At 63.5% G+C, this 24,989-nt stretch carries 5 protein-coding genes; 2 read left to right on the top strand and 3 right to left on the bottom strand.

Annotated features, from left to right (window positions below; all coding sequences use genetic code 11):
- Positions 1–229: 229 nt before the first annotated feature.
- Positions 230–922, bottom strand: a complete 693-nt coding sequence (locus ACY8GK_RS15280; RefSeq protein ID WP_196181582.1) for a GntR family transcriptional regulator — start codon at positions 920–922, stop codon at positions 230–232.
- A 195-nt stretch (positions 923–1,117) separates the two neighbouring features.
- Here ACY8GK_RS15280 and lapG point away from each other — a divergent pair, with 195 nt between their 5' ends.
- Both lapG and lapD read left to right on the top strand, forming a co-directional pair.
- Complete coding sequence (gene lapG, locus ACY8GK_RS15275) at positions 1,118–1,879, top strand: cysteine protease LapG (protein ID WP_462401567.1); 762 nt, start codon at positions 1,118–1,120, stop codon at positions 1,877–1,879.
- Positions 1,880–1,888: 9 nt separating this feature from the next.
- Positions 1,889–3,835 carry a cyclic di-GMP receptor LapD gene (gene lapD / locus ACY8GK_RS15270; RefSeq protein WP_196181584.1) on the top strand — a complete coding sequence of 649 codons (1,947 nt, stop codon included), beginning with the start codon at positions 1,889–1,891 and terminating at the stop codon, positions 3,833–3,835.
- A gap of 12 nt (positions 3,836–3,847) precedes the next feature.
- Here the strand turns inward: lapD and ACY8GK_RS15265 are convergent, their stop codons facing one another.
- Positions 3,848–4,189, bottom strand: coding sequence for a tryptophan synthase subunit beta (locus ACY8GK_RS15265; RefSeq protein WP_196181585.1), 342 nt, complete (start codon positions 4,187–4,189; stop codon positions 3,848–3,850).
- 163 nt (positions 4,190–4,352) lie between these two features.
- Positions 4,353–24,809, bottom strand: a complete 20,457-nt coding sequence (locus ACY8GK_RS15260; RefSeq protein WP_462401566.1) for an immunoglobulin-like domain-containing protein — start codon at positions 24,807–24,809, stop codon at positions 4,353–4,355.
- Positions 24,810–24,989: the final 180 nt, after the last annotated feature.

Genomic DNA, 24,989 nt, shown 5'->3' with positions numbered 1-24,989 from the left:
CTCAGCCAGCGCCAGGGCGGTGGCCTGGAGGCATGATCAACAGCCGCCTGCGACCTGTTCGGTGGGGGATGGCTGCGGGTACGGCGCTGGGCACCGGACAGGCTGGAGAAGATCACGACCGCTTGCACGCGGCCGTCTTGCGCAGGGGGTTGGGTGTTTCAGCCTGTTACAGCCAGAAACAAACAAGCCGGCGTCCGGCCTGACAACGCCGTACTCCGATACCAGGTGCTCACTTGGCTGCCTGGCGGTCCAGGTAGTTTCGGATGGCGAGGGCCGCGTTGTTCAGGTGCCGTTCCAGGATGCCGACCGCCTCGTCGACCAGCCCGTCGCTGGCAGCATCCACCAGCGCGTTATGGTCGTCCTGGGTCAACTTGCCCAGCCCCATGGACGACAGATGAAAGCGCAGGAAACGCTCTTCCTGGTTCAGCTCGTCCTCGATCAGGCGCAGGATCTTCTGGTTATGGGCCTTGTTGTACAGCGACATGTGGAACAACCGGTTCAGGCGTCCGATCTCGGAATGCCGTGTCTCGTTTTCCAGCTCGGTGATGTAGCCGCGCGCCTGGGCAATGTCCGCGCCGTCCAGACGTGGAATGGACTGACGCAGGGCCTCGGTTTCCAGAATCATCCGCAACCCATAGCTGTCGACGGCGTCTTCGCCGATCAGTGGCGCGACCACCGCGCCCTTGTGCATGACCACCTGCAACAAGGACTGCGCTTCGAGCTGGCGCAATGCTTCACGCACGGGCATGCGGCTGACGCCGAACAGGGTGGCCAGCTCCTGCTGGCGCACGGCGGTGCCCGGTGGCAGGCGCCCGTCGAGAATGGCATTGCGCAAGCGCTCTTCGATCACGCTGCGTGCCAGGTGCGGCGGGACCTGTTCGCTGCCCAGTACGGCACTCAGGAGTTTGGGTTTGTTGGCCACTGAACGTATGCCTTGATGCTAAGTTATATTGGATCCAATACCGTAGGCGCGGACCTGCTGCTTGTCAAACGACGACGGGCATGGCAGTGGCGCCAGTACGAAAGGTTCTATCGTGAAGCAAGTCGCAGGCCTTGAAAAGCAGGCATACTGCCACCTGATCGCAGGCTGACTGCAGTATGTCGGCATGATCGCAAGGTGCCATTGTCTTTTCCCGCCGGAGGTCGCACCATCGCCGTTTTCGACAGGTCTTCTCGAGCATTGGCCGTGGCGATACCCCGGTTCTTCAATCTGACCCTGCGACGCGTTGGTCAAGCCGTATTGCTGGGCTTGCTGCTGCTGGGCGGCCTGCATGCCGATTGGGATTTTTCCCAGATCAGTCGTCGTGCGCAAGCCTTGTATGGTTCGCTGGGCACTGGCCAGGCACGCATCGACGCCTGGCAGAGCCTGCTCGCCACCCAGAACCAGGGCAGCGAGCTCGACCGCCTGCAGGCCGTCAACCGATTCTTCAACCAGCAGCTGCGCTATGTCGAGGACATCGATCTCTGGCACGAAACGGATTACTGGGCCACGCCCATCCAGGCGCTGATCAAGGGCGCGGGAGACTGTGAAGACTACGCCATTGCCAAGTATTTCAGCCTGCGACGCATGGGAATAGCCAGCGAGAAGCTGCGCATCACCTACGTCAAGGCATTGCGTCAGAACCGTGCCCACATGGTGCTGACCTACTATTCCAGTCCCGAGGCCATGCCACTGGTCCTCGACAGCCTGATGGAGGCCATCCGGCCGGCCAGCCAACGCCCGGACCTGCTGCCGGTCTATGCCTTCAATGGCGAGGGCCTGTGGCTGACGGGCAGCGCCGGCAACAGGAAAGTCGGTGACACCAAGCGTCTTTCGCGCTGGCAGGATTTGCTGAAGAAAATGCAGGCCGAAGGATTTCCGGCCGAACCGGTCTACTGAGGAGCACAGATGTCACTGTTCAAACAATTGCTGCTGGCTATTTGCCTGTTCCTGGTGGTGGCCTTCGCCGGCAGCTTCATGGTCAGCCTGGAAAGCTCACGCAACCAGTATGTCAACCAGCTGCGTTCCCATGCCCAGGATGCCGCCACGGCGCTGGCGCTGTCGCTGACTCCGAACATCGATGACCCGGCCATGGTCGAGCTGATGGTCAGCTCGATCTTCGACAGCGGCTACTATTCGAGCATCAAGGTCGTCGATCTTGCCTCCAATGCGGTGCTGGTGGAAAGGCATGCCGAGCCTGGCAGCAATGGCGTCCCGAGCTGGTTCATCCGGCTGACCGGCCTCGGCGCCGCCGGCGGCGACGCGATCGTCAGCCGCGGCTGGCAACAGGCCGCGCGGGTAGAGGTGGTCAGCCATCCCATGTTCGCACTGGCCAAACTCTGGCAAAGCGCGCTCGGCAGCCTGGGCTGGCTGCTGCTGTGCGGGGCGGTCAGTGCCGTACTAGGAGCCTTGCTGCTGCGCCGCCAGCTCAGGCCGCTGGACTACATGGTCGCGCAGTCCCATGCCATTGCTCGGCGCGAGTTCCTGAGCCTGCCGGACCTGCCGCGCACGCCGGAATTGCGGCGGGTGGTCCAGGCGATGAACCAGATGGTCGAGAAGCTCAAAGCGCTGTTCCAAGAACAGGCCGAGCGCAGCGAGCGGCTGCGCGTGGAGTCCTACCAGGACAGCCTGACCGGCCTGGCCAATCGCCGTTATTTCGAGATGCAACTGGCGGCGCGGGTCAGCAACCTCGAAGAGGCACGCCAAGGCTACCTGCTGCTGCTGCGGGTCAAGGACCTTGCCGGCCTCAACGCCCGGCTCGGCGGACAACGTACCGACCAGTTGCTTCAGGCTGTCGGCGAGCAACTGCGGCGTACCTGCGCGAACTATCCGGAAACTAACGACCTGATCACCCGTAGCCGTGGTGGCGAGTTCGCCGTGCTGGCGCCCGGCATGGTCCACGACGAGGCGATACAGCTCGCCCAGGCCCTGGAGGTGACCCTGCACAGCCTGCACGAGACCGGTGCCAGCGATGTTACCCCTGTCGCCTGCATCGGCATGGCTCCGTTCAATCCAGGCGATGCGCCGCAGGCATTGTTGAAGCTGGCCGACGAAGCGCTGGCCCGGGCCGAGAGCCAGCCCACGCCAGGCTGGGTATGCCTGGAGCAGGGCATCGCGCCTCAGGCAGTCGACAGTCATCACGAATGGCACACACGTCTGGACCAGGCGCTGAGCAACGGACAGTTCCAGCTGTTCTTCCAGCCCGTGGTCGCCAGCCGGGACCCTGCCAAGCTGTTGCACTACAAAGTCATTTCTCGCCTGCAAGACAGCGACGGCCAGGCGCTGGCGGCCGGACGCTTCCTGCCCTGGCTGGAGCGTTTCGGCTGGTCGTCGCGGCTGGACTTGCTGATGCTGGACAAGGTGCTTGGCCATCTGCACAAGCACCAGCAGCCTCTTGCGCTGAACCTGTCGGCAGCTACCCTGGCCGACCCCGGTGCATTGCAGAAGGTCTACGACCTGCTCGGCCAGCACCGCGCCGCGGGTTCACGGCTGACCTTCGAGCTCGGCGAAGAGCAACTGCCTGACCAGGCCACGCTCGAACAATTGACTCGACGCTTGCGCGCGCTGGGCTTCAGCCTGGCGCTGCAGCGCTTCGGCGGACGCTTCAGCATGATCGGCAACCTGGCCCACCTGGGCCTGGCCTACCTGAAGATCGATGGCAGCTACATTCGCAACATCGACCAGGAACAGCACAAGCGGCTGTTCATCGAAGCCATCCAGCGGGCAGCGCACAGCATCGACCTACCGCTGATCGCCGAACGGGTCGAAACCGAAGGCGAGCTTGAGGTGCTGCGGGAGATGGGCGTGCAGGGGATCCAGGGCCAGCTGGTCGGGGCACCTTCGCCCTGGCGGTGAACAGCGGGCGGTTCAGATCAGGCCGCCTTCGCTGTCCTCTTCGATCAGGTTGTTCAGGCCGCCCAGCGCCTTGCGCGCCGTGGACCGATTGAGCAGCTTGGCCTGGGCGCCAGGGGGCAGGTCGGTGATCTTGAACACGCCCTTGGCCGTGAGCACCTCGATGAGATCCTCGAGCACCCGGATCATGTCCAGGTCGCTTTGCTTGAGTTGCCGGAGGCTGTTTTCCACGGCATCGTCGGCGAACCAGGTCTGGATCTCGGCGTTGTCGGCCGGCAGTATTTCCGTATATTCGGCGTACGGCGCTGCTTCCACCCGCAGCAACTCGCCTTGGGCGCCGCGTTGCACGTAGAACATGGCATCGTTCCTCGTCACATGATTTCCCTTGATCGACTGACAGCAGCATAGGCGAAAGTTCACCGGGCCGAGTAGCCCGGCGAACCAGTATGCGCCGTGGAAAGGCAGCTGGGGAAGCCCTGGCTCCGCGGCGGCCGATGTCGGCTACCGGAGAGCCGGGCCATCAGCTGTCGTTGTTGTGAATCTTGATGGTCGGGTCGGCACCGCTGATCAACGAATTGATGGTGGTGTTGGACCAGTTCACGCCCTCCAGCTTGATGGTCACGTCGGCATTGGCGAGCCCGCCGGCGGCATTGAGCTTGCCTTCGGAACTGACCTGCAAGGTCGTGTCGCCACCTGCCGTGGTGATCTTCAGGAAGTTGTCGATGGTGCTGGCCTTCTCGCCCTGCAGCAGATCCTTCAGGTCGAGGCGATCACCTTCACTGGCCTTGAAGTCCTTGATCACGTCGCTACCGGTATCGCCGGCCTTCCACACGAAGGTGTCGGCGCCACTGCCACCGGTCATGGTGTCGTTGCCCTTGCCACCGATCAGGATGTCGTCGCCTTCGCCACCGAGCAGGGTATCGCTGCCCGCGCCGCCGAGCAGGATGTCGTTGCCCTTGCCACCGTCGAGGTAGTCGTTGCCACCTTGGCCGAAGATGATGTCGTCGCCATTGCCACCGTTGAGGATGTCGCCGCCGTCGTTGCTACGCGAGACATCGAACTCGGTGTAATGCTCGGAAACGTACTGGTGCATCGTTCGCGCATCGACACTGCCTGCGTCCACGCCCAGCTTGGCCGCGACGTAGCCCTGGACCGCCTCGACACCGGTGCCCGCCACGGAGCTGAAGGTGACCAGGTCGCCGAACAGGATGTCGTTGCCATCGCCGCCGTTGATCGTGTCGTTGCCCGGCACGGTGGTTTCGGTATGGCCGAGGATGGCATCGGCCAGCTTGCTCGGGTCGATGTTGGTCTGCGGCTTCTGGTCGGAGTCGTAGGCCTTCAGGTCGTTGGCGCTGATGTCGCTGTTCAGGCCGATCGCCTCGACATTGGACAGGCCCGAGAGCAACTTGAAGCTGCTCAGCGAGTTGCTCAAGGTCGCATCGTCGGTGGAGCTGCCCGTGCCGTAGCGGCTGGACAGTTCATAACCGCCGTTGCCTTCGGCGTGGATTTCGCCAGTCAGCACGGTTTTCATGTAATAGCCGGTCCAGAAAGACCAGGTTTTGGTGCTGACCGACAGGACACCGTTGTCGACACTTACGTAGGTATTGCTATCGAGATAGCGGCCCGCGATCGATCCCCCCGATTGATAGCCATAGCTGCTCAGGTAGGCGTCCATCGTGACACCGGACGAACCGAGCGTCGGATTGGTATTTTCATTGCTCTGATAGAACGTCGGCTGCCCATCCGTGACGAAGTAGGTCTGGTTGCTACCCGAGTTACCGGCGTCCTTGAGGTTCTGGAACCAGTTCGCCGTAGTCTTGAAGGCATCCTCGTAGTTGGTACCGCCGCCCGCGCTCATGGTCGAGAGGCTGTTGAGCAGGGTCTTGAGCCCCGCATCGTTCAGCGTGACCGACACATTGCTCTTCACCTGGCTGGCGAAGTCCACCAGCAGAACGTTGACGGTCCCCGACATGGAGCCCTTCACGCTGGCCGCCAGGGTCTTGAACACCGACTCGAGCGAGCTTTTCGCTGCGTTCACGCCAGCGCTGCCCATGCTGCCGGAGGTGTCGACGATGAAGGCGATGTTGTAGTCCTTGCCCGCTACCACATGCAGACCGGTGACGTCGGCCACGATGATGTCGCTGCTCGTGCCGCCGGTGTAGGTGTCGCTCTCGGAGGTCAGGTTGGTCGTGGTGTAGCTGTCCGGGTAGACCGTGACCTTGAGCGTCCCCTCGCTGCTGGCCGTGCTGCCGCCGACGCTTTCCGAGGAGGTCGCGGAAACCTTCACGTCGAACTGGCCGTAGTAGTAGGCCGGTGGCTTGATCGCCAGGCTGCCCAGGTTCCAGCCGGTCACGTCCACCGCGCTCGCGCCGACGGTGACACTGTGGCCGGCATTGTCGCTGAGCACCGAGCCCGAAGGGATGCCGCCAAGCTTGACGCTCAGGCTCTCGGAGCCATCGGTATCGGTCAGCGCGGAACTGATGCCGACCAGCTTGACGCTGCCGTTCTCCGGACCTTCGTTGAGCTTGTAACCGTCGTAGTAGGTCTGGCCATTGCCGTTGGTATGCGCGTCCGAAGGCGTCAGGCCCGCCCCGGTCATCTCGCCCAGGCTCTGGTACATCGGGAAGTTGGCGCTGTTCAGGTCGGTGACCGCGCCATTGCCTACCTTGACATTCAGGTCATAGCTGCCTGGACCGGACTGGTTGGCATGATAGACCTCGATGGGGTAGTAGCCACTGGTCGCCGGAGTGAAGCTGCCGGAGATGGAGCCACCGGCACCCCATGTGGCCGTGACGACCGACTTGCCACCGAGGGTCACGTACAGGCTGTCATCGGCCGTACCGCTGAAGGTATAGACCTTGCCAGCCTCCAGGTAGATCAGGCCCGAGGTCTTGGAACCGGTCTGGGCCGTCACGCTGCTGTCGGACTGCACATTGGTGGTGGTTTCGCTCTTGCTGGCACTGCCGGAGTTGGCGAACACGGTCTTGAGCGCTTCGCCGGTAAGGCCGTTGCCGTTGGTCCCCAGCCCGTTGAGGCTGGTCCAGGTTTCCTTGGTCAGCCCGAGCGAATTGACGGTGTTGCTGGCAATGTTCAGGGCCGGCTGGTCGGCCACCGGCGCGATATCGATCTTCAGCGTCGCCTCGGCACCCAGGTTGGTACCGTCGTTGGGCTTGAACTTGACCTGCGCATAGTCGGCCTGCTTGTTGCCGACGCCCGAGCCACCATAGCCATCCACGCCGGACTGGTTGGCCAGCGGGACGAACTTCAGGTAACCCTTGCCGATATCCGCCTGGCTGACCGTCTGGTTCAGCGAAACGTCCACCCAGGCGCTGCCATTGAAGAACTTCAGCGAGCCGAGGTCCGGCAGCTTGGTGATGGTCACGTTCAGGCCGGTATTGCCATCGGCATCGGTGACCTTGAAGTTGTCCCAGGTGAAGACGTAGTCGGTGTCTTCCTTGCCCGTGACCGCGCCGCCGGTAGAGACTGGAGCATTGTCGTTGTCGATGATCGTGGTGGTGACGCTGGACTTGCCGGCGTCCATGGCCAGGTTCTCGAAGTTGCCACCGGTAGCGCCGGCGATCTTGACGACGAAGTTCTCCGAGCCTTCGACCAGTGGGTCGTCGATGGTCTTGATGTCGAAGCTGGCGCTGCTGGCATTGGCCGGGATCTTCACGGTGGTCACACCGGTATAGTCCTGGCCGTTGCTGGCGGTGCCGCTGTAGCTCAAGGTAACGGTAACTTCGCTCTTGGCCGGGTTGCTCAAGGTGAGCGTGTAGTGCGCCGTGGCACCTTCGATTACCGAGCTGTCGCCGGTGATGGCCAAGGTGGTCAGATCGCCCTGGCCAGCCGCCTCATCGGTCACGCTGGTCGTGCGCGTCTCGCCGCCGAGGGTGAGCTTTTCGAAATTCTCGCCGCCACTGACCGAGACCAGCTTGTTGACGATATCGGCCTGGCCACCGGTGTAGGCATCGTCCTTGACCGTGATCGTCGCGCTGCCACTGGTGCTGCCTGCGGCCACCTTGACCAGCGTGCCGTCGCTCAGCGTGAAGCTCAGGCCGTTGTGGCCGCCAACTGGCAGGCCTTGGGCATTGCTCAGGTTCACGGTGTAGGTCAGCTGACCGCCTTCGGTGACCGTGGTCTTGTCGGCGGTCAGGGTCGCCACCACTTCGTTGATGGTGTCGCTGATCTGCACCGTGGCGCTGCTGTTGATATCGAGGTTCTCGAAGGACTTGCCGACCACTGCGGCATCCTGGACGCTCAAGGTCAGCGAGCCGGCATCCTTGAACACGTCCTCGCCCTGCACGGGTGCCTTGTACTCGACCTGGGTCTGGCCAGCCTCGATGACCACCTGCGCGCCATTGCTGAGCGTGACGGTGAGCGGCTGGTCGAGCTTCTGGCTGACCTTGACGGTGAATGAAGGCTGCTGGGCTTCGGTGACATCGCCATTGCCGACGATCGAGACCGACACCTTGTCGCCCTGGTTGCCAGCGCCTGGTACGCCACTGCCGGATTCATCCTTGACGGAGGTGAAGACCTCGTCCTGGCTCATCGTCAGTTTTTCGAAGATATCGCCACCCGCCACGGTGACCAGCTTGTTGACGATGGTGGCGTGACCACCGATGAACACGTCGTCAGGCGCGGTCACCGTGGCGCTGCCCGAAGCGCTGCCTGCGGCGATGGCGACCTTGGTGCCGTCGGACAGGGTAAAGGTCAGGCCATTGTGGCCAGTGACCGGCAGGCCCTGGGCATTGGTCAGGGTGACGGTGTAGGTGAAGGTGTTGCCTTCGATCACCGAGGCCTTGTCGGCACTGAGGGTCGCGATCACTTCGCTGGTCGTGTCGCTGATCTGGACCGTGGCGGCGCCGCCGAGCTGCAGGTTCTCGAATGCCTTGCCAGTGACGGCGGCATCCTTGATGCCGACCGTCAACGAGCCGGCGTCCTTGAACACGTCCTCGCCCTGCACGGGCGCCTTGTATTCGACCTGCGTCTGGCCTGCGGCAATGACGACCTTGGCGTCGTTGCTGAGCGTGACGGTAAGGTCCCGGTCGAGCGCCTGGTTGACCTTGACGGTGAACGAAGGCTGCTGGGCTTCGGTGACATCGCCATTGCCAACGATGGTGACCAACACCTTGTCACCCTGGTTGTTGCTACCTGGAACTCCCGAGCCTGGCTCGTCGATGACGACGGTGGTGCGCGTCTCGCCGCCGAGGGTGAGCTTCTCGAAGCTCTCGCCGCCGCTGACCGAGACCAGCTTGTTGACCATGTCGGCCTGGCCACCGGTGTACACATCGTCCTTGGCCGTGACGACCACGCTACCGCTGGCGCTGCCGTTGGCGATCAGTACCTTGCTGCCATCGCCGAGCGTGAAGGTCAGTCCGCCATGGCCGGTGACTGGCAAGCCTTGGGCGTTGCTCAAGGTCACGGTGTAGGTGACCTGGCCGCCTTCGGTGACGGTGCTCTTGTCGGCAGTCAGGGTGGCGACCACCTCGTTGGTGGTGTCGAGCACTTGCAGCGAAGCCTTGGTGGCATCGATCTGCAGGTTTTCGAAGCTCTTGCCACCGACATCGACGGCGCTCTTCACGCCGAGCTGGAGGGTTTCGCCGTCCTTGAACACGTCCTCGCCTTGGGCCGCCAGGGTATAGCGCGCAGTCGTCTCGCCGGCCTTGACCGTGACGACCGAGCCGTTGGTCAGGGTGACGGTCAGGTCGCGCTCCAGCGCGCGGTTGAGCGTCACGGTGAAGGTGGCCGGCTTGTCTTCGGTGACCGAAGGCTGGTCGGCGGCGATGCCGACCGTGACCAGGTCGCCGCCGTTCGGCGTGCCCGTGCTGCCTGGGTTGTTCGGGGTACCGAGTTCGTCGGTGACGATGGTGCAGGTACTGCCCGAGGTCGAGAGCTTCTCGAACACGTTGCCGCCGGTGATCCCGGTGATGGACTTGACGATGCTCGCCTGGCCGCCGACATAGACATCGTCGGCCGTGGTCAGCACATAGCTGCCGCTGGCCTTGCCGGCTTCGATGGTTACCACGCCACCACCTTCGAGGGTGAAGGTCATGCCCTTGTGACCGGTGACCGGCAAGCCATCCTTGCTGACCAAGGTCACGGTATAGGTGACCTGGCCACCTTCGGTGACGGCGGTCTTGTCGGCGGTGAGCTTGGCAACCACTTCGTTGACGGTGTCTTCGATGGCCAGCGACGCCTTGGTCGGGTCGATCTGCAGGTTCTCGAAGCCCTTGCCGCCAACGTCGACAGCGGTTTTCACGCCAAGCTCAATGGTCTGGCCATCCTTGAACACGTCCTCACCCTGGGCTGCCAGGGTATAGGTCGCGGTGAGCGCGCCGGCCTTGACCGTGACGCTGTCGCCGTTGGTCAGGGTGACGGTCAGGTCGCGCTCCAGCGCGCGGTTGAGCGTTACGGTGAAGGTGGCCGGCTTGTCTTCGGTGACCGAAGGCTGGTCGGCGGCGATGCCGACCGTGACCAGGTCGCCGCCGTTCGGCGTGCCCGTGCCACCCGGATTGTTCACAGTACCCGCTTCATCGATGACGGTGGTGGTGACGTAACCCGAAGTCGAAAGCTTCTCGAACACGTTGCCGCCGGTGATTCCGGTGATGGACTTGACGATGCTCGCCTGGCCGCCGACATAGACATCGTCGGCCGTGGTCAGCACATAGGTGCCGCTGGCCTTGCCGGCTTCGATGGTTACCACGCCACCACCTTCGAGAGTGAAGGTCATGCCTTTGTGGCCGGTGACCGGCAGGCCGTCCTTGCTGATCAAGGTCACGGTATAGGTGACCTGGCCACCTTCAGTGACGGTGGTCTTGTCGGCGGTGAGGGTGGCAACTACCTCGTTGATCGTGTCGTTGATCTGCAGCGAAGCCGGCGTGGTGTCGATCTGCAAGTTCTCGAAGCTCTTGCCGCCAGCGTCCACGGCGTCTCTTACGCCAAGCTGCACGGTCTGACCGTCCTTGAGCACGTCCTCGCCCTGGGCCGCCAACGTATAGGTACCGGTCAGGGAACCGGCCTTCACGACGGTGGTGTCACCGTTGCTCAAGGTGACGGTAAGGTCGCGCTCGAGGGCGCGGTTGAGCGTGATGGTGAACGTGGCCGGCTGGTCTTCGGTGACCGAAGGCTGGTCGGCAGCGATGGATACGGTAACCGCATCCCCGCCGTTCGGAGTGCCAGGGGTGCCCGGATTGCTCGGGGTGCCGGTCTCGTCGGTGATGGTGGTGCTGGTGCTGCCGGTGGTGACCAGGTTCTCGAACCGCTCGGTTCCGGTCACGCCGGTGATGCTCTGGGCGATGGCCGGTTGCCCGCCTACGAACACGTCGTCAGCCACGGTGATGGTGGCGGTGCCGGTGGCGCTGCCTTTGGTAATTTCCACGACGGTGCCATCGGTCAGGGTGAAGCGCAGGCCATCGTGACCGGTCACCGGCAAGCCGTCCGCATTGCTCAGGGTGACGGTGTAGGTGATCTGACCGCCTTCGGTAACGGTGGTCTTGTCAGCGGTCAAGGTCGCCACGACATCGCTGATGGTATCGGCGATCTGTACGGTGGCCGAACCACCGAATTGCAGGTTCTCGAAGCTCGCACCCTCGACAGTGGCTTCGCGCACGCCGAGGGTGAGCGAGCCGGCGTCCTTGAACACATCGTCGCCCTGGGCGTCGGCGCGGTAGACCGCTTCAGTCTGGCCGGCCGCGATCACCACCTTGGCGCCATTGGTCAGGGTAACGGTGAGGTCGCGGTCCAGGGCCTGGTTCACGCGCACGGTGAAGGCGGGCTGCTGGGCTTCGGTGACATCGCCATTGCTGGCGATCGAGACGGTGACTGTATCGACACTATCGTTAATGGAAGTGCTGATCGGCGCCAGATTCGGTACCAGGTTCTCGAAGTTGCCACCGGTCGCACCTGTGATCGACGTGGTCACCGTGCTGCCGTTGACATAGACGTCGTTGGCTGGGGTCTGGAAATCGACGCTGCCAGTGGTCTGGCCGGCAGCGACAGTGATGGTCTGGCCATTGGACAGGGTGACGGTGACGGGGGTCTGCGCCGGGTTGCCCAGGGTGACGGTGTAAGTGATCACACCACCTTCGGTGACCGAAGGCGTAGCGGTCAGGGTCGCCGTGGTGGTATCGATCGAGTCACCGATGGCGGTGCTGACCGGCGCCGGGTTCGGCACCAAGTTCTCGAAGTTGCCACCCGTCGCACCCGTGATCGACGTGGTCACGGTACTGCCGTTCACATACACATCATTCGCTGGCGTCTGGAAGTCCACGCTGCCAGTGGTCTGGCCAGCATTAACCGTAATGGTCTGGCCATTGGACAAGGTGACGGTCACCGGGGTCTGCGCTGGGTTGTCCAGGGTCACGGTGTAAGTGATCACACCACCTTCGGTGACCGAAGGTGGGGCGGTCAGGGTCGCCGTGGTGGTGTCGATCGAGTCACCGATGGCGGTGCTGACTGGTGCCGGGTTCGGTACCAAGTTCTCGAAGTTGCCGCCGGTGGCGCCAGTGATGCTGGTCGTGACCGTGCTGCCGTTGACATAGACGTCGTTGGCTGGCGTCTGGAAATCGACGCTGCCAGTGGTCTGGCCGGCATCGACGGTGATGGTCTGTCCGTTGGACAGGGTGACGGTGACCGGCGTCTGCGCCGGATTGTCCAGGGTGACGGTGTAGGTAATGACGCCGCCTTCGGTGACGCTCGGGGTAGCTGTCAGCGTGGCGGTGGTGGTGTCGATCGAATCGCCGATGGCGGTGTTGACCGGCGCCGGGTTCGGTACCAGGTTCTCGAAGTTGCCGCCGGTGGCGCCGGTGATGCTGGTCGTGACCGTGCTGCCGTTGACGTAGACGTCATTGGCCGGGGTCTGGAAGTCCACGCTGCCGGTAGTCTGGCCAGCACCGACCGTAATGGTTTGGCCATTGGACAAGGTGACGGTCACCGGCGTCTGCGCCGGATTGTCCAGAGTCACGGTGTAGGTGATCACGCCACCCTCGGTCACGCTCGGGGTAGCCGTCAACGTGGCCGTGGTGGTGTCGATCGAGTCACCGATGGCGGTGCTGACCGGCGCTGGGTTCGGTACCAGGTTCTCAAAGTTGCCGCCGGTGGCGCCAGCGATTGACGTGGTCACCGTGCTGCCATTGACGTACACGTCGTTGGCTGGGGTCTGGAAGTCCACGCTGCCAGTGGTCTGGCCAGCACCGACGGTAATGGTCTGGCCGTTGGACAGGGTCACGGTCACCGGCGTCTGCGCCGGATTGTCCAGAGTCACGGTGTAGGTGATCACGCCACCCTCGGTCACGCTCGGGGTAGCCGTCAACGTGGCCGTAGTGGTGTCGATCGAGTCACCGATGGCGGTGCTGACTGGTGCCGGATTCGGTACCAAGTTCTCGAAGTTGCCGCCGGTGGCGCCCGTGATCGACGTGGTCACGGTGCTGCCGTTGACGTAGACGTCGTTGGCCGGGGTCTGGAAATCGACGCTGCCGGTAGTCTGGCCGGCATCGACCGTAATGGTTTGGCCATTGGACAAGGTGACGGTCACCGGCGTCTGCGCCGAATTGCCCAGGGTCACGGTGTAGGTGATCACGCCGCCTTCGGTGACCGAAGGTGTGGCGGTCAGGGTCGCCGTAGTGGTGTCGATCGAGTCACCGATGGCAGTGCTGACCGGTGCCGGGTTCGGCACCAGGTTCTCGAAGTTGCCACCCGTCGCGCCCGTGATCGACGTGGTCACGGTGCTGCCGTTGACGTAGACGTCGTTGGCCGGGGTCTGGAAATCGACGCTGCCGGTAGTCTGGCCGGCAGCGACGGTGATGGTCTGGCCGTTGGACAGGGTCACGGTGACCGGCGTCTGCGCCGGATTGTCCAGGGTGACGGTGTAAGTGATCACACCACCTTCGGTGACCGAAGGTGTGGCGGTCAGGGTCGCCGTGGTGGTGTCGATCGAGTCACCGATGGCGGTGCTGACCGGCGCCGGATTCGGTACCAGGTTCTCGAAGTTGCCGCCGGTGGCGCCGGTGATACTGGTCGTGACGGTGCTGCCGTTGACATAGACGTCGTTGGCTGGGGTCTGGAAGTCCACGCTGCCAGTGGTCTGGCCAGCACCGACCGTAATGGTCTGTCCGTTGGACAAGGTGACGGTGACCGGCGTCTGCGCCGGATTGTCCAGGGTGACGGTGTAAGTGATCACACCACCTTCGGTGACCGAAGGTGTGGCCGTCAGCGTGGCGGTGGTGGTGTCGATCGAGTCGCCAATAGCGGTGTTAACCGGCGCCGGATTCGGCACCAGGTTCTCGAAGTTGCCGCCGGTGGCGCCGGTGATGCTGGTCGTGACCGTGCTGCCGTTGACGTAGACGTCGTTGGCTGGCGTCTGGAAATCGACGCTGCTAGTGGTCTGGCCGGCAGCGACGGTGATGGTCTGGCCGTTGGACAGGGTGACGGTCACCGGGGTCTGCGCCGGATTGTCCAGGGTGACGGTGTAAGTGATCACACCACCTTCGGTGACCGAAGGTGTGGCCGTCAGCGTGGCGGTGGTGGTGTCGATCGAGTCACCAATGGCAGTGCTGACCGGTGCCGGGTTCGGCACCAGGTTCTCGAAGTTGCCGCCTGTCGCACCCGTAATCGATGTGGTCACGGTACTGCCGTTGATGTAGACGTCGTTGGCCGGCGTCTGGAAGTCCACGCTGCCGGTAGTCTGACCGGCACCGACCGTAATGGTCTGGCCGTTGGACAGGGTCACGGTGACCGGGGTCTGTGCCGGGTTGCCCAGGGTCACGGTATAGGTAATGACGCCACCTTCGGTCACGCTCGGGGTAGCCGTCAGCGTGGCGGTGGTGGTGTCGATCGAGTCACCGATGGCAGTGCTGACCGGTGCCGGGTTCGGCACCAGGTTCTCGAAGTTGCCACCCGTCGCGCCCGTGATCGACGTGGTCACGGTGCTGCCGTTGACGTAGACGTCGTTGGCCGGGGTCTGGAAATCGACGCTGCCGGTAGTCTGGCCGGCAGCGACGGTGATGGTCTGGCCGTTGGACAGGGTCACGGTGACCGGCGTCTGCGCCGGATTGTCCAGGGTGACGGTGTAAGTGATCACACCACCTTCGGTGACCGAAGGTGTGGCGGTCAGGGTCGCCGTGGTGGTGTCGATCGAGTCACCGATGGCGGTGTTAACCGGCGCCGGATTCGGTACCAGGTTCTCGAAGTTGCCGCCGGTCGCGCCGGTGATGCTGGTCGTGACCGTGCTGCCATTGACGTAGACGTCGTTGGCCGGAGTCTGGAAGTCCACGCTGCCGGTAGTCTGGCCAGCACCGACCGTAATGGTTTGGCCATTGGACAAGGTGACGGTCACCGGCGTCTGCGCCGGGTTGCCCAAGGTCACGGTATAGGTAATGACGCCACCTTCGGTGACCGAAGGCGTGGCGGTCAGGGTCGCCGTGGTGGTATCGATCGAGTCGCCAATGGCAGTGCTGACCGGCGCCGGGTTCGGCACCAGGTTCTCGAAGTTGCCGCCGGTGGCGCCGGTGATACTGGTCGTGACGGTACTGCCGTTGACGTAGACGTCGTTGGCTGGGGTCTGGAAGTCCACGCTGCCAGTGGTCTGGCCAGCACCGACGGTAATGGTCTGGCCGTTGGACAGGGTCACGGTCACCGGCGTCTGCGCCGGGTTGCCCAGGGTGACGGTGTAGGTGATGACGCCGCCTTCGGTCACGCTCGGGGTAGCCGTTAGCGTGGCGGTGGTAGTGTCGATCGAATCGCCAATGGCAGTGCTGACCGGCGCCGGGTTCGGCACCAGGTTCTCGAAGTTGCCGCCGGTGGCGCCGGTGATGCTGGTCGTGACGGTACTGCCGTTCACATACACATCATTGGCTGGCGTCTGGAAGTCCACGCTGCCGGTAGTCTGGCCAGCACCGACCGTAATGGTTTGGCCATTGGACAAGGTGACGGTCACCGGCGTCTGCGCCGGATTGCCCAGGGTGACGGTGTAAGTGATCACACCACCTTCGGTGACCGAAGGTGTGGCGGTCAGGTTCGCCGTGGTGGTGTCGATCGAATCGCCGATGGCAGTGCTGACCGGCGCCGGGTTCGGCACCAGGTTCTCGAAGTTGCCGCCAGTCGCACCCGTAATCGATGTGGTCACGGTACTGCCGTTGACGTAAACGTCGTTGGCCGGGGTCTGGAAGTCCACGCTGCCGGTAGTCTGGCCAGCACCGACCGTAATGGTTTGGCCATTGGACAAGGTGACGGTCACCGGCGTCTGCGCCGGGTTGCCCAAGGTCACGGTATAGGTAATGACGCCACCTTCGGTGACCGAAGGCGTGGCGGTCAGGGTCGCCGTGGTGGTATCGATCGAGTCGCCAATGGCAGTGCTGACCGGCGCCGGGTTCGGCACCAGGTTCTCGAAGTTGCCGCCGGTGGCGCCGGTGATGCTGGTCGTGACCGTGCTGCCGTTGACATAGACGTCGTTGGCTGGCGTCTGGAAGTCCACGCTGCCAGTGGTCTGGCCAGCACCGACGGTAATGGTCTGGCCGTTGGACAGGGTGACGGTGACCGGGGTCTGCGCCGGATTGCCCAGGGTGACGGTGTAAGTGATCACACCACCTTCGGTGACCGAAGGCGTGGCGGTCAGGGTCGCCGTGGTGGTGTCGATCGAGTCACCAATGGCGATGCTGACCGGCGCCGGGTTCGGCACCAGGTTCTCGAAGTTGCCGCCAGTCGCACCCGTAATCGATGTGGTCACGGTACTGCCGTTGACGTAAACGTCGTTGGCTGGCGTCTGGAAGTCCACGCTGCCGGTAGTCTGGCCGGCACCGACCGTAATGGTTTGGCCATTGGACAAGGTGACGGTCACCGGCGTCTGCGCCGGGTTGCCCAAGGTCACGGTATAGGTAATGACGCCACCTTCGGTGACCGAAGGCGTGGCGGTCAGGGTCGCCGTGGTGGTATCGATCGAGTCGCCAATGGCAGTGCTGACCGGCGCCGGGTTCGGCACCAGGTTCTCGAAGTTGCCGCCGGTGGCGCCGGTGATACTGGTCGTGACCGTGCTGCCGTTGACATAGACGTCGTTGGCCGGAGTCTGGAAGTCCACGCTGCCAGTGGTCTGGCCAGCACCGACGGTAATGGTCTGGCCATTGGACAGGGTCACGGTGACCGGGGTCTGTGCCGGGTTGCCCAGGGTGACGGTGTAGGTGATCACGCCGCCTTCGGTCACGCTCGGGGTAGCCGTCAGCGTGGCGGTGGTGGTGTCGATCGAGTCACCGATGGCGGTGCTGACCGGCGCCGGATTCGGTACCAGGTTCTCGAAGTTGCCGCCGGTGGCGCCGGTGATACTGGTCGTGACGGTGCTGCCGTTGACGTAGACGTCGTTGGCCGGGGTCTGGAAGTCCACGCTGCCGGTAGTCTGGCCGGCACCGACGGTAATGGTTTGGCCGTTGGACAGGGTCACGGTCACCGGCGTCTGCGCCGGGTTGCCCAGGGTGACGGTGTAGGTGATGACGCCGCCTTCGGTCACGCTCGGGGTAGCCGTTAGCGTGGCGGTGGTAGTGTCGATCGAATCGCCAATGGCAGTGCTGACCGGCGCCGGGTTCGGCACCAGGTTCTCGAAGTTGCCGCCGGTGGCGCCGGTGATGCTGGTCGTGATTGTACTGCCATTACCATTGACGTAGACGTCATTGGCCGGGGTCTGGAAGTCCACGCTGCCGGTGGTCTGGCCAGCACCGACGGTAATGGTCTGGCCATTGGACAAGGTGACGGTCACCGGGGTCTGCGCTGGGTTGTCCAGGGTAACGGTGTAGGTAATGACGCCACCTTCGGTCACGCTCGGGGTAGCCGTCAGCGTGGCGGTGGTGGTGTCGATCGAATCGCCAATGGCAGTGCTGACCGGCGCCGGGTTCGGCACCAGGTTCTCGAAGTTGCCGCCGGTGGCGCCGGTGATACTGGTCGTGACCGTGCTGCCGTTGACATAGACGTCGTTGGCTGGCGTCTGGAAGTCCACGCTGCCAGTGGTCTGACCAGCACCGACGGTAATGGTCTGGCCGTTGGACAGGGTGACGGTGACCGGGGTCTGCGCCGGATTGCCCAGGGTGACGGTGTAAGTGATCACACCACCTTCGGTGACCGAAGGCGTGGCGGTCAGGGTCGCCGTGGTGGTGTCGATCGAGTCACCAATGGCGATGCTGACCGGCGCCGGGTTCGGCACCAGGTTCTCGAAGTTGCCGCCAGTCGCACCCGTAATCGATGTGGTCACGGTACTGCCGTTGACGTAAACGTCGTTGGCTGGCGTCTGGAAGTCCACGCTGCCGGTAGTCTGGCCGGCACCGACCGTAATGGTTTGGCCATTGGACAAGGTGACGGTCACCGGCGTCTGCGCCGGGTTGCCCAAGGTCACGGTATAGGTAATGACGCCACCTTCGGTGACCGAAGGCGTGGCGGTCAGGGTCGCCGTGGTGGTATCGATCGAGTCGCCAATGGCAGTGCTGACCGGCGCCGGGTTCGGCACCAGGTTCTCGAAGTTGCCGCCGGTGGCGCCGGTGATACTGGTCGTGACCGTGCTGCCATTGACGTAGACGTCGTTGGCCGGAGTCTGGAAGTCCACGCTGCCAGTGGTCTGGCCAGCACCGACGGTAATGGTCTGGCCATTGGACAGGGTCACGGTCACCGGCGTCTGCGCCGGATTGCCCAGGGTGACGGTGTAGGTGATGACGCCGCCTTCGGTCACGCTCGGAGTAGCCGTTAGCGTGGCGGTGGTAGTGTCGATCGAATCGCCAATGGCAGTGCTGACCGGCGCCGGGTTCGGCACCAGGTTCTCGAAGTTGCCGCCGGTGGCGCCGGTGACGCTGGTCGTGATTGTACTGCCATTACCATTGACGTAGACGTCATTGGCCGGGGTCTGGAAGTCCACGCTGCCGGTGGTCTGGCCAGCACCGACCGTAATGGTTTGGCCATTGGACAAGGTGACGGTCACCGGCGTCTGCGCCGGATTGTCCAGGGTAACGGTGTAGGTAATGACGCCACCTTCGGTCACGCTCGGGGTAGCCGTCAGCGTGGCGGTGGTGGTGTCGATCGAATCGCCAATGGCAGTGCTGACCGGCGCCGGGTTCGGCACCAGGTTCTCGAAGTTGCCGCCGGTGGCGCCGGTGATACTGGTCGTGACCGTGCTGCCGTTGACATAGACGTCGTTAGCTGGCGTCTGGAAGTCCACGCTGCCGGTAGTCTGGCCGGCACCGACCGTAATGGTTTGGCCATTGGACAAGGTGACGGTCACCGGCGTCTGCGCCGGATTGTCCAGGGTAACGGTGTAGGTGATCACGCCACCTTCGGTCACGCTCGGGGTAGCCGTCAGCGTGGCGGTGGTGGTGTCGATCGAGTCACCGATGGCGGTGCTGACCGGCGCCGGATTCGGTACCAGGTTCTCGAAGTTGCCGCCGGTGGCGCCGGTGATACTGGTCGTGACGGTGCTGCCGTTGACGTAGACGTCGTTGGCCGGGGTCTGGAAGTCCACGCTGCCGGTAGTCTGGCCGGCACCGACGGTAATGGTTTGGCCGTTGGACAGGGTCACGGTCACCGGCGTCTGCGCCGGGTTGCCCAGGGTGACGGTGTAGGTGATGACGCCGCCTTCGGTCACGCTCGGGGTAGCCGTTAGCGTGGCGGTGGTAGTGTCGATCGAATCGCCAATGGCAGTGCTGACCGGCGCCGGGTTCGGCACCAGGTTCTCGAAGTTGCCGCCGGTGGCGCCGGTGATGCTGGTCGTGATTGTACTGCCATTACCATTGACGTAGACGTCATTGGCCGGGGTCTGGAAGTCCACGCTGCCGGTGGTCTGGCCAGCACCGACGGTAATGGTCTGGCCATTGGACAAGGTGACGGTCACCGGGGTCTGCGCTGGGTTGTCCAGGGTAACGGTGTAGGTAATGACGCCACCTTCGGTCACGCTCGGGGTAGCCGTCAGCGTGGCGGTGGTGGTGTCGATCGAATCGCCAATGGCAGTGCTGACCGGCGCCGGGTTCGGCACCAGGTTCTCGAAGTTGCCGCCGGTGGCGCCGGTGATACTGGTCGTGACCGTGCTGCCGTTGACATAGACGTCGTTGGCTGGCGTCTGGAAGTCCACGCTGCCAGTGGTCTGGCCAGCACCGACGGTAATGGTCTGGCCGTTGGACAAGGTGACGGTCACCGGGGTCTGCGCCGGATTGCCCAGGGTCACGGTGTAGGTGATCACGCCGCCTTCGGTGACCGAAGGTGTGGCGGTCAGGGTCGCCGTAGTGGTGTCGATCGAATCGCCGATGGCGGTGTTGACCGGCGCCGGGTTCGGTACCAGGTTCTCGAAGTTGCCGCCGGTGGCGCCGGTGATGCTGGTCGTGACCGTGCTGCCGTTGACGTAGACGTCATTGGCCGGGGTCTGGAAGTCCACGCTGCCGGTAGTCTGGCCAGCACCGACCGTAATGGTTTGGCCATTGGACAAGGTGACGGTCACCGGCGTCTGCGCCGGATTGCCCAGGGTCACGGTGTAGGTGATCACGCCGCCTTCGGTGACCGAAGGTGTGGCGGTCAGCGTGGCGGTGGTGGTGTCGATCGAGTCGCCAATGGCGGTGCTGACTGGTGCCGGGTTCGGTACCAGGTTCTCGAAGTTGCCGCCAGTCGCACCCGTAATCGATGTGGTCACGGTGCTGCCATTGACGTAGAAGTCGTTGGCTGGCGTCTGGAATTCCACGCTGCCGGTGGTCTGGCCAGCATTAACCGTAATGGTCTGGCCGTTGGACAAGGTGACGGTGACCGGGGTCTGCGCTGGGTTGCCCAGGGTCACGGTATAGGTGATCACGCCGCCTTCGGTGACCGAAGGTGTGGCCGTCAGCGTGGCCGTGGTGGTGTCGATCGAGTCGCCAATGGCAGTGCTGACCGGCGCCGGGTTCGGCACCAGGTTCTCGAAGTTGCCGCCGGTGGCGCCGGTGATACTGGTCGTGACCGTGCTGCCATTGACGTAGACGTCGTTGGCCGGAGTCTGGAAGTCCACGCTGCCGGTAGTCTGGCCGGCAGCGACGGTGATGGTCTGCCCGTTAGAAAGGGTCACGGTCACCGGCGTCTGCGCCGGATTGCCCAGGGTGACGGTGTAGGTAATGACGCCACCTTCGGTCACGCTCGGGGTAGCCGTCAGCGTGGCGGTGGTGGTGTCGATCGAGTCACCAATAGCGGTGTTAACCGGCGCCGGATTCGGTACCAGGTTCTCGAAGTTGCCGCCGGTGGCGCCGGTGATACTGGTCGTGACGGTGCTGCCGTTGACATAGACGTCGTTGGCTGGCGTCTGGAAGTCCACGCTGCCGGTAGTCTGGCCAGCACCGACCGTAATGGTTTGGCCATTGGACAAGGTGACGGTCACCGGCGTCTGCGCCGGGTTGCCCAAGGTCACGGTATAGGTAATGACGCCACCTTCGGTGACCGAAGGCGTGGCGGTCAGGGTCGCCGTGGTGGTATCGATCGAGTCGCCAATGGCAGTGCTGACCGGCGCCGGGTTCGGCACCAGGTTCTCGAAGTTGCCGCCGGTGGCGCCGGTGATACTGGTCGTGACCGTGCTGCCGTTGACATAGACGTCGTTGGCCGGAGTCTGGAAGTCCACGCTGCCAGTGGTCTGGCCAGCACCGACGGTAATGGTCTGGCCATTGGACAGGGTCACGGTGACCGGGGTCTGTGCCGGGTTGCCCAGGGTGACGGTGTAGGTGATCACGCCGCCTTCGGTCACGCTCGGGGTAGCCGTCAGCGTGGCGGTGGTGGTGTCGATCGAGTCACCGATGGCGGTGCTGACCGGCGCCGGATTCGGTACCAGGTTCTCGAAGTTGCCGCCGGTGGCGCCGGTGATACTGGTCGTGACGGTGCTGCCGTTGACGTAGACGTCGTTGGCCGGGGTCTGGAAGTCCACGCTGCCGGTAGTCTGGCCGGCAGCGACGGTGATGGTCTGCCCGTTAGAAAGGGTCACGGTCACCGGCGTCTGCGCCGGATTGCCCAGGGTGACGGTGTAGGTAATGACGCCACCTTCGGTCACGCTCGGGGTAGCCGTCAGCGTGGCGGTGGTGGTGTCGATCGAGTCACCAATAGCGGTGTTAACCGGCGCCGGATTCGGTACCAGGTTCTCGAAGTTGCCGCCGGTGGCGCCGGTGATACTGGTCGTGACGGTGCTGCCGTTGACATAGACGTCGTTGGCTGGCGTCTGGAAGTCCACGCTGCCGGTAGTCTGGCCAGCACCGACCGTAATGGTTTGGCCATTGGACAAGGTGACGGTCACCGGCGTCTGCGCCGGGTTGCCCAAGGTCACGGTATAGGTAATGACGCCACCTTCGGTGACCGAAGGCGTGGCGGTCAGGGTCGCCGTGGTGGTATCGATCGAGTCGCCAATGGCAGTGCTGACCGGCGCCGGGTTCGGCACCAGGTTCTCGAAGTTGCCGCCGGTGGCGCCGGTGATACTGGTCGTGACCGTGCTGCCGTTGACATAGACGTCGTTGGCTGGCGTCTGGAAGTCCACGCTGCCAGTGGTCTGACCAGCACCGACGGTAATGGTCTGGCCGTTGGACAGGGTGACGGTGACCGGGGTCTGCGCCGGATTGCCCAGGGTGACGGTGTAAGTGATCACACCACCTTCGGTGACCGAAGGCGTGGCGGTCAGGGTCGCCGTGGTGGTGTCGATCGAGTCACCAATGGCGATGCTGACCGGCGCCGGGTTCGGCACCAGGTTCTCGAAGTTGCCGCCAGTCGCACCCGTAATCGATGTGGTCACGGTACTGCCGTTGACGTAAACGTCGTTGGCTGGCGTCTGGAAGTCCACGCTGCCGGTAGTCTGGCCGGCACCGACCGTAATGGTTTGGCCATTGGACAAGGTGACGGTCACCGGCGTCTGCGCCGGGTTGCCCAAGGTCACGGTATAGGTAATGACGCCACCTTCGGTGACCGAAGGCGTGGCGGTCAGGGTCGCCGTGGTGGTATCGATCGAGTCGCCAATGGCAGTGCTGACCGGCGCCGGGTTCGGCACCAGGTTCTCGAAGTTGCCGCCGGTGGCGCCGGTGATACTGGTCGTGACCGTGCTGCCATTGACGTAGACGTCGTTGGCCGGAGTCTGGAAGTCCACGCTGCCAGTGGTCTGGCCAGCACCGACGGTAATGGTCTGGCCATTGGACAGGGTCACGGTCACCGGCGTCTGCGCCGGGTTGCCCAGGGTGACGGTATAGGTAATGACGCCACCTTCGGTCACGCTCGGGGTAGCCGTCAGCGTGGCGGTAGTGGTGTCGATCGAATCGCCGATGGCGGTGTTGACCGGCGCCGGGTTCGGCACCAGGTTCTCGAAGTTGCCACCCGTCGCGCCCGTAATCGAAGTGGTCACGGTGCTGCCATTGACGTAGAAGTCGTTGGCGGGCGTCTGGAAATCGACGCTGCCAGTGGTCTGACCGGCACCGACCGTAATGGTCTGGCCATTGGACAAGGTGACGGTCACCGGCGTCTGCGCCGGATTGTCCAGGGTGACGGTGTAAGTGATCACACCACCTTCGGTGACCGAAGGTGTGGCCGTCAGCGTGGCGGTGGTGGTGTCGATCGAGTCACCAATGGCAGTGCTGACCGGCGCCGGGTTCGGCACCAGGTTCTCGAAGTTGCCGCCGGTGGCGCCGGTGATACTGGTCGTGACGGTGCTGCCGTTGACGTAGACGTCGTTGGCTGGCGTCTGGAAGTCCACGCTGCCGGTAGTCTGGCCGGCACCGACCGTAATGGTTTGGCCATTGGACAAGGTGACGGTCACCGGCGTCTGCGCCGGATTGCCCAGGGTCACGGTGTAGGTGATCACGCCGCCTTCGGTGACCGAAGGCGTGGCGGTCAGGGTCGCCGGGGTGATGTCGACCGAATCAGCGATCACGGTGGTTGCTGCTGCCGGATCAGCTACCAGGTTCTCGAAATTGCCACCTGTGGCAGCCGTGATCGTGGCGCTGAGCGTACCGCCATTGACGTAGACGTCGTTCGCTGGGGTCTGGAAGTCGACCGAACCGCTGCTGGCACCTGCGGCAATGGTGATGACCTGGCCATTGGAAAGGGTGACCGTGACGGCAGTCTGGGCTGGATTGGACAGGGTGGCGGTATAGGTGATCACGCCGCCTTCGGTCACGCTCGGGTTAGCCGCAAGACTGATCACCGTGGTGTCGATGGTATCCGTGATCTGGGTCACTGCTGGCGTATCGTCGATATTGACTGTCAAGCCGCCACCGCTGGCGCCGGTAATGGTGGCGGAAATCTCGCTGCCATCGATGTAGACCGTGTCGTTTGCAGCGATGTCGACGTTCACCGAGCCACTGGTCTGGCCCGCGCCAATGATGATCGTGGCCCCGTTGGACAGAGTGACTGTCAGGTCACTGGATGGTGCCTGGCCGACCGTCGCGGTATACACGACAACCCCACCGGCCTCGGTGATCGACGGTGTCGCGCTGAGTGCCACTGCGGTGGTTGCAGGTACCGGCGTGGGCGTGGCGGCTGCCGTGGCGCCATTGCCGTCCACGCCACCGATTTCCTGGGCCTGCAGTGTGGCTCCGGAGCTCAGGCCTTCGGTCGGGTAGCCCACGGTAGGGTCTACCACACCGGCGGTTTCCTCCTGGATGACGAAGGTATGCCCGCCACCGGCGGCGCCTCCGGTACCCGGGTTTCCAGGTCCGGCGGCTGGCGCTTCGAGGTCGGTGGTCGGGTCGGCACCGGCGGCAATGGCTTGTTGGAGTTCTTCGACCGAGGGCGCGCTCTGGGCAGTGGCGGCACTCAAGTCGGTACTGCTGGCAGGCGCGTCGGCGCTCCATTGGGAATCGCGACCAAGGTCGAGCATGCGGCCATCGGCCAGTTCCAGCGTGACGGCACCACCTGGCCCCGTCAGGACCTGTTCGCCAGCAAACAGACGGTCACCCTCGACGAGCACCCGCCGAATACCTTCTGGAGAAACTGCGATGACTTGGCCAACAATGCTTTTGACGATGGCAACAACACTGCTCATTGGATTCTCCGGGTGACCTTTTACTTGGCTTCCATGCTCCAGCTGGCGTAAAGCCGCTTTTCGATGGAATGATCAAAAAGTTTGACGCTTTTTTTCGTCAATATAATGGCAACAATAACGGTGCGTAGGGCCCCTGCCAAAGTATTGACCTCATAAAAAGTATCGTAATCAATTGGCAAG

The sequence above is a fragment of the Pseudomonas sp. Marseille-QA0332 genome, from assembly GCF_054950175.1.
The sequence above is the reverse complement of the archived record's forward strand: the minus strand, read 5'-3'. Positions and strand labels throughout refer to the sequence as shown.

Coding starts and splice junctions, on each gene's coding strand:
- ACY8GK_RS15260 (WP_462401566.1), bottom strand. CDS start 24,809: ATGAGCAGTGTTGTTGCCATCGTCAAAAGCATTGTTGGCCAAGTCATC.
- lapD (WP_196181584.1), top strand. CDS start 1,889: ATGTCACTGTTCAAACAATTGCTGCTGGCTATTTGCCTGTTCCTGGTG.
- ACY8GK_RS15265 (WP_196181585.1), bottom strand. CDS start 4,189: ATGTTCTACGTGCAACGCGGCGCCCAAGGCGAGTTGCTGCGGGTGGAA.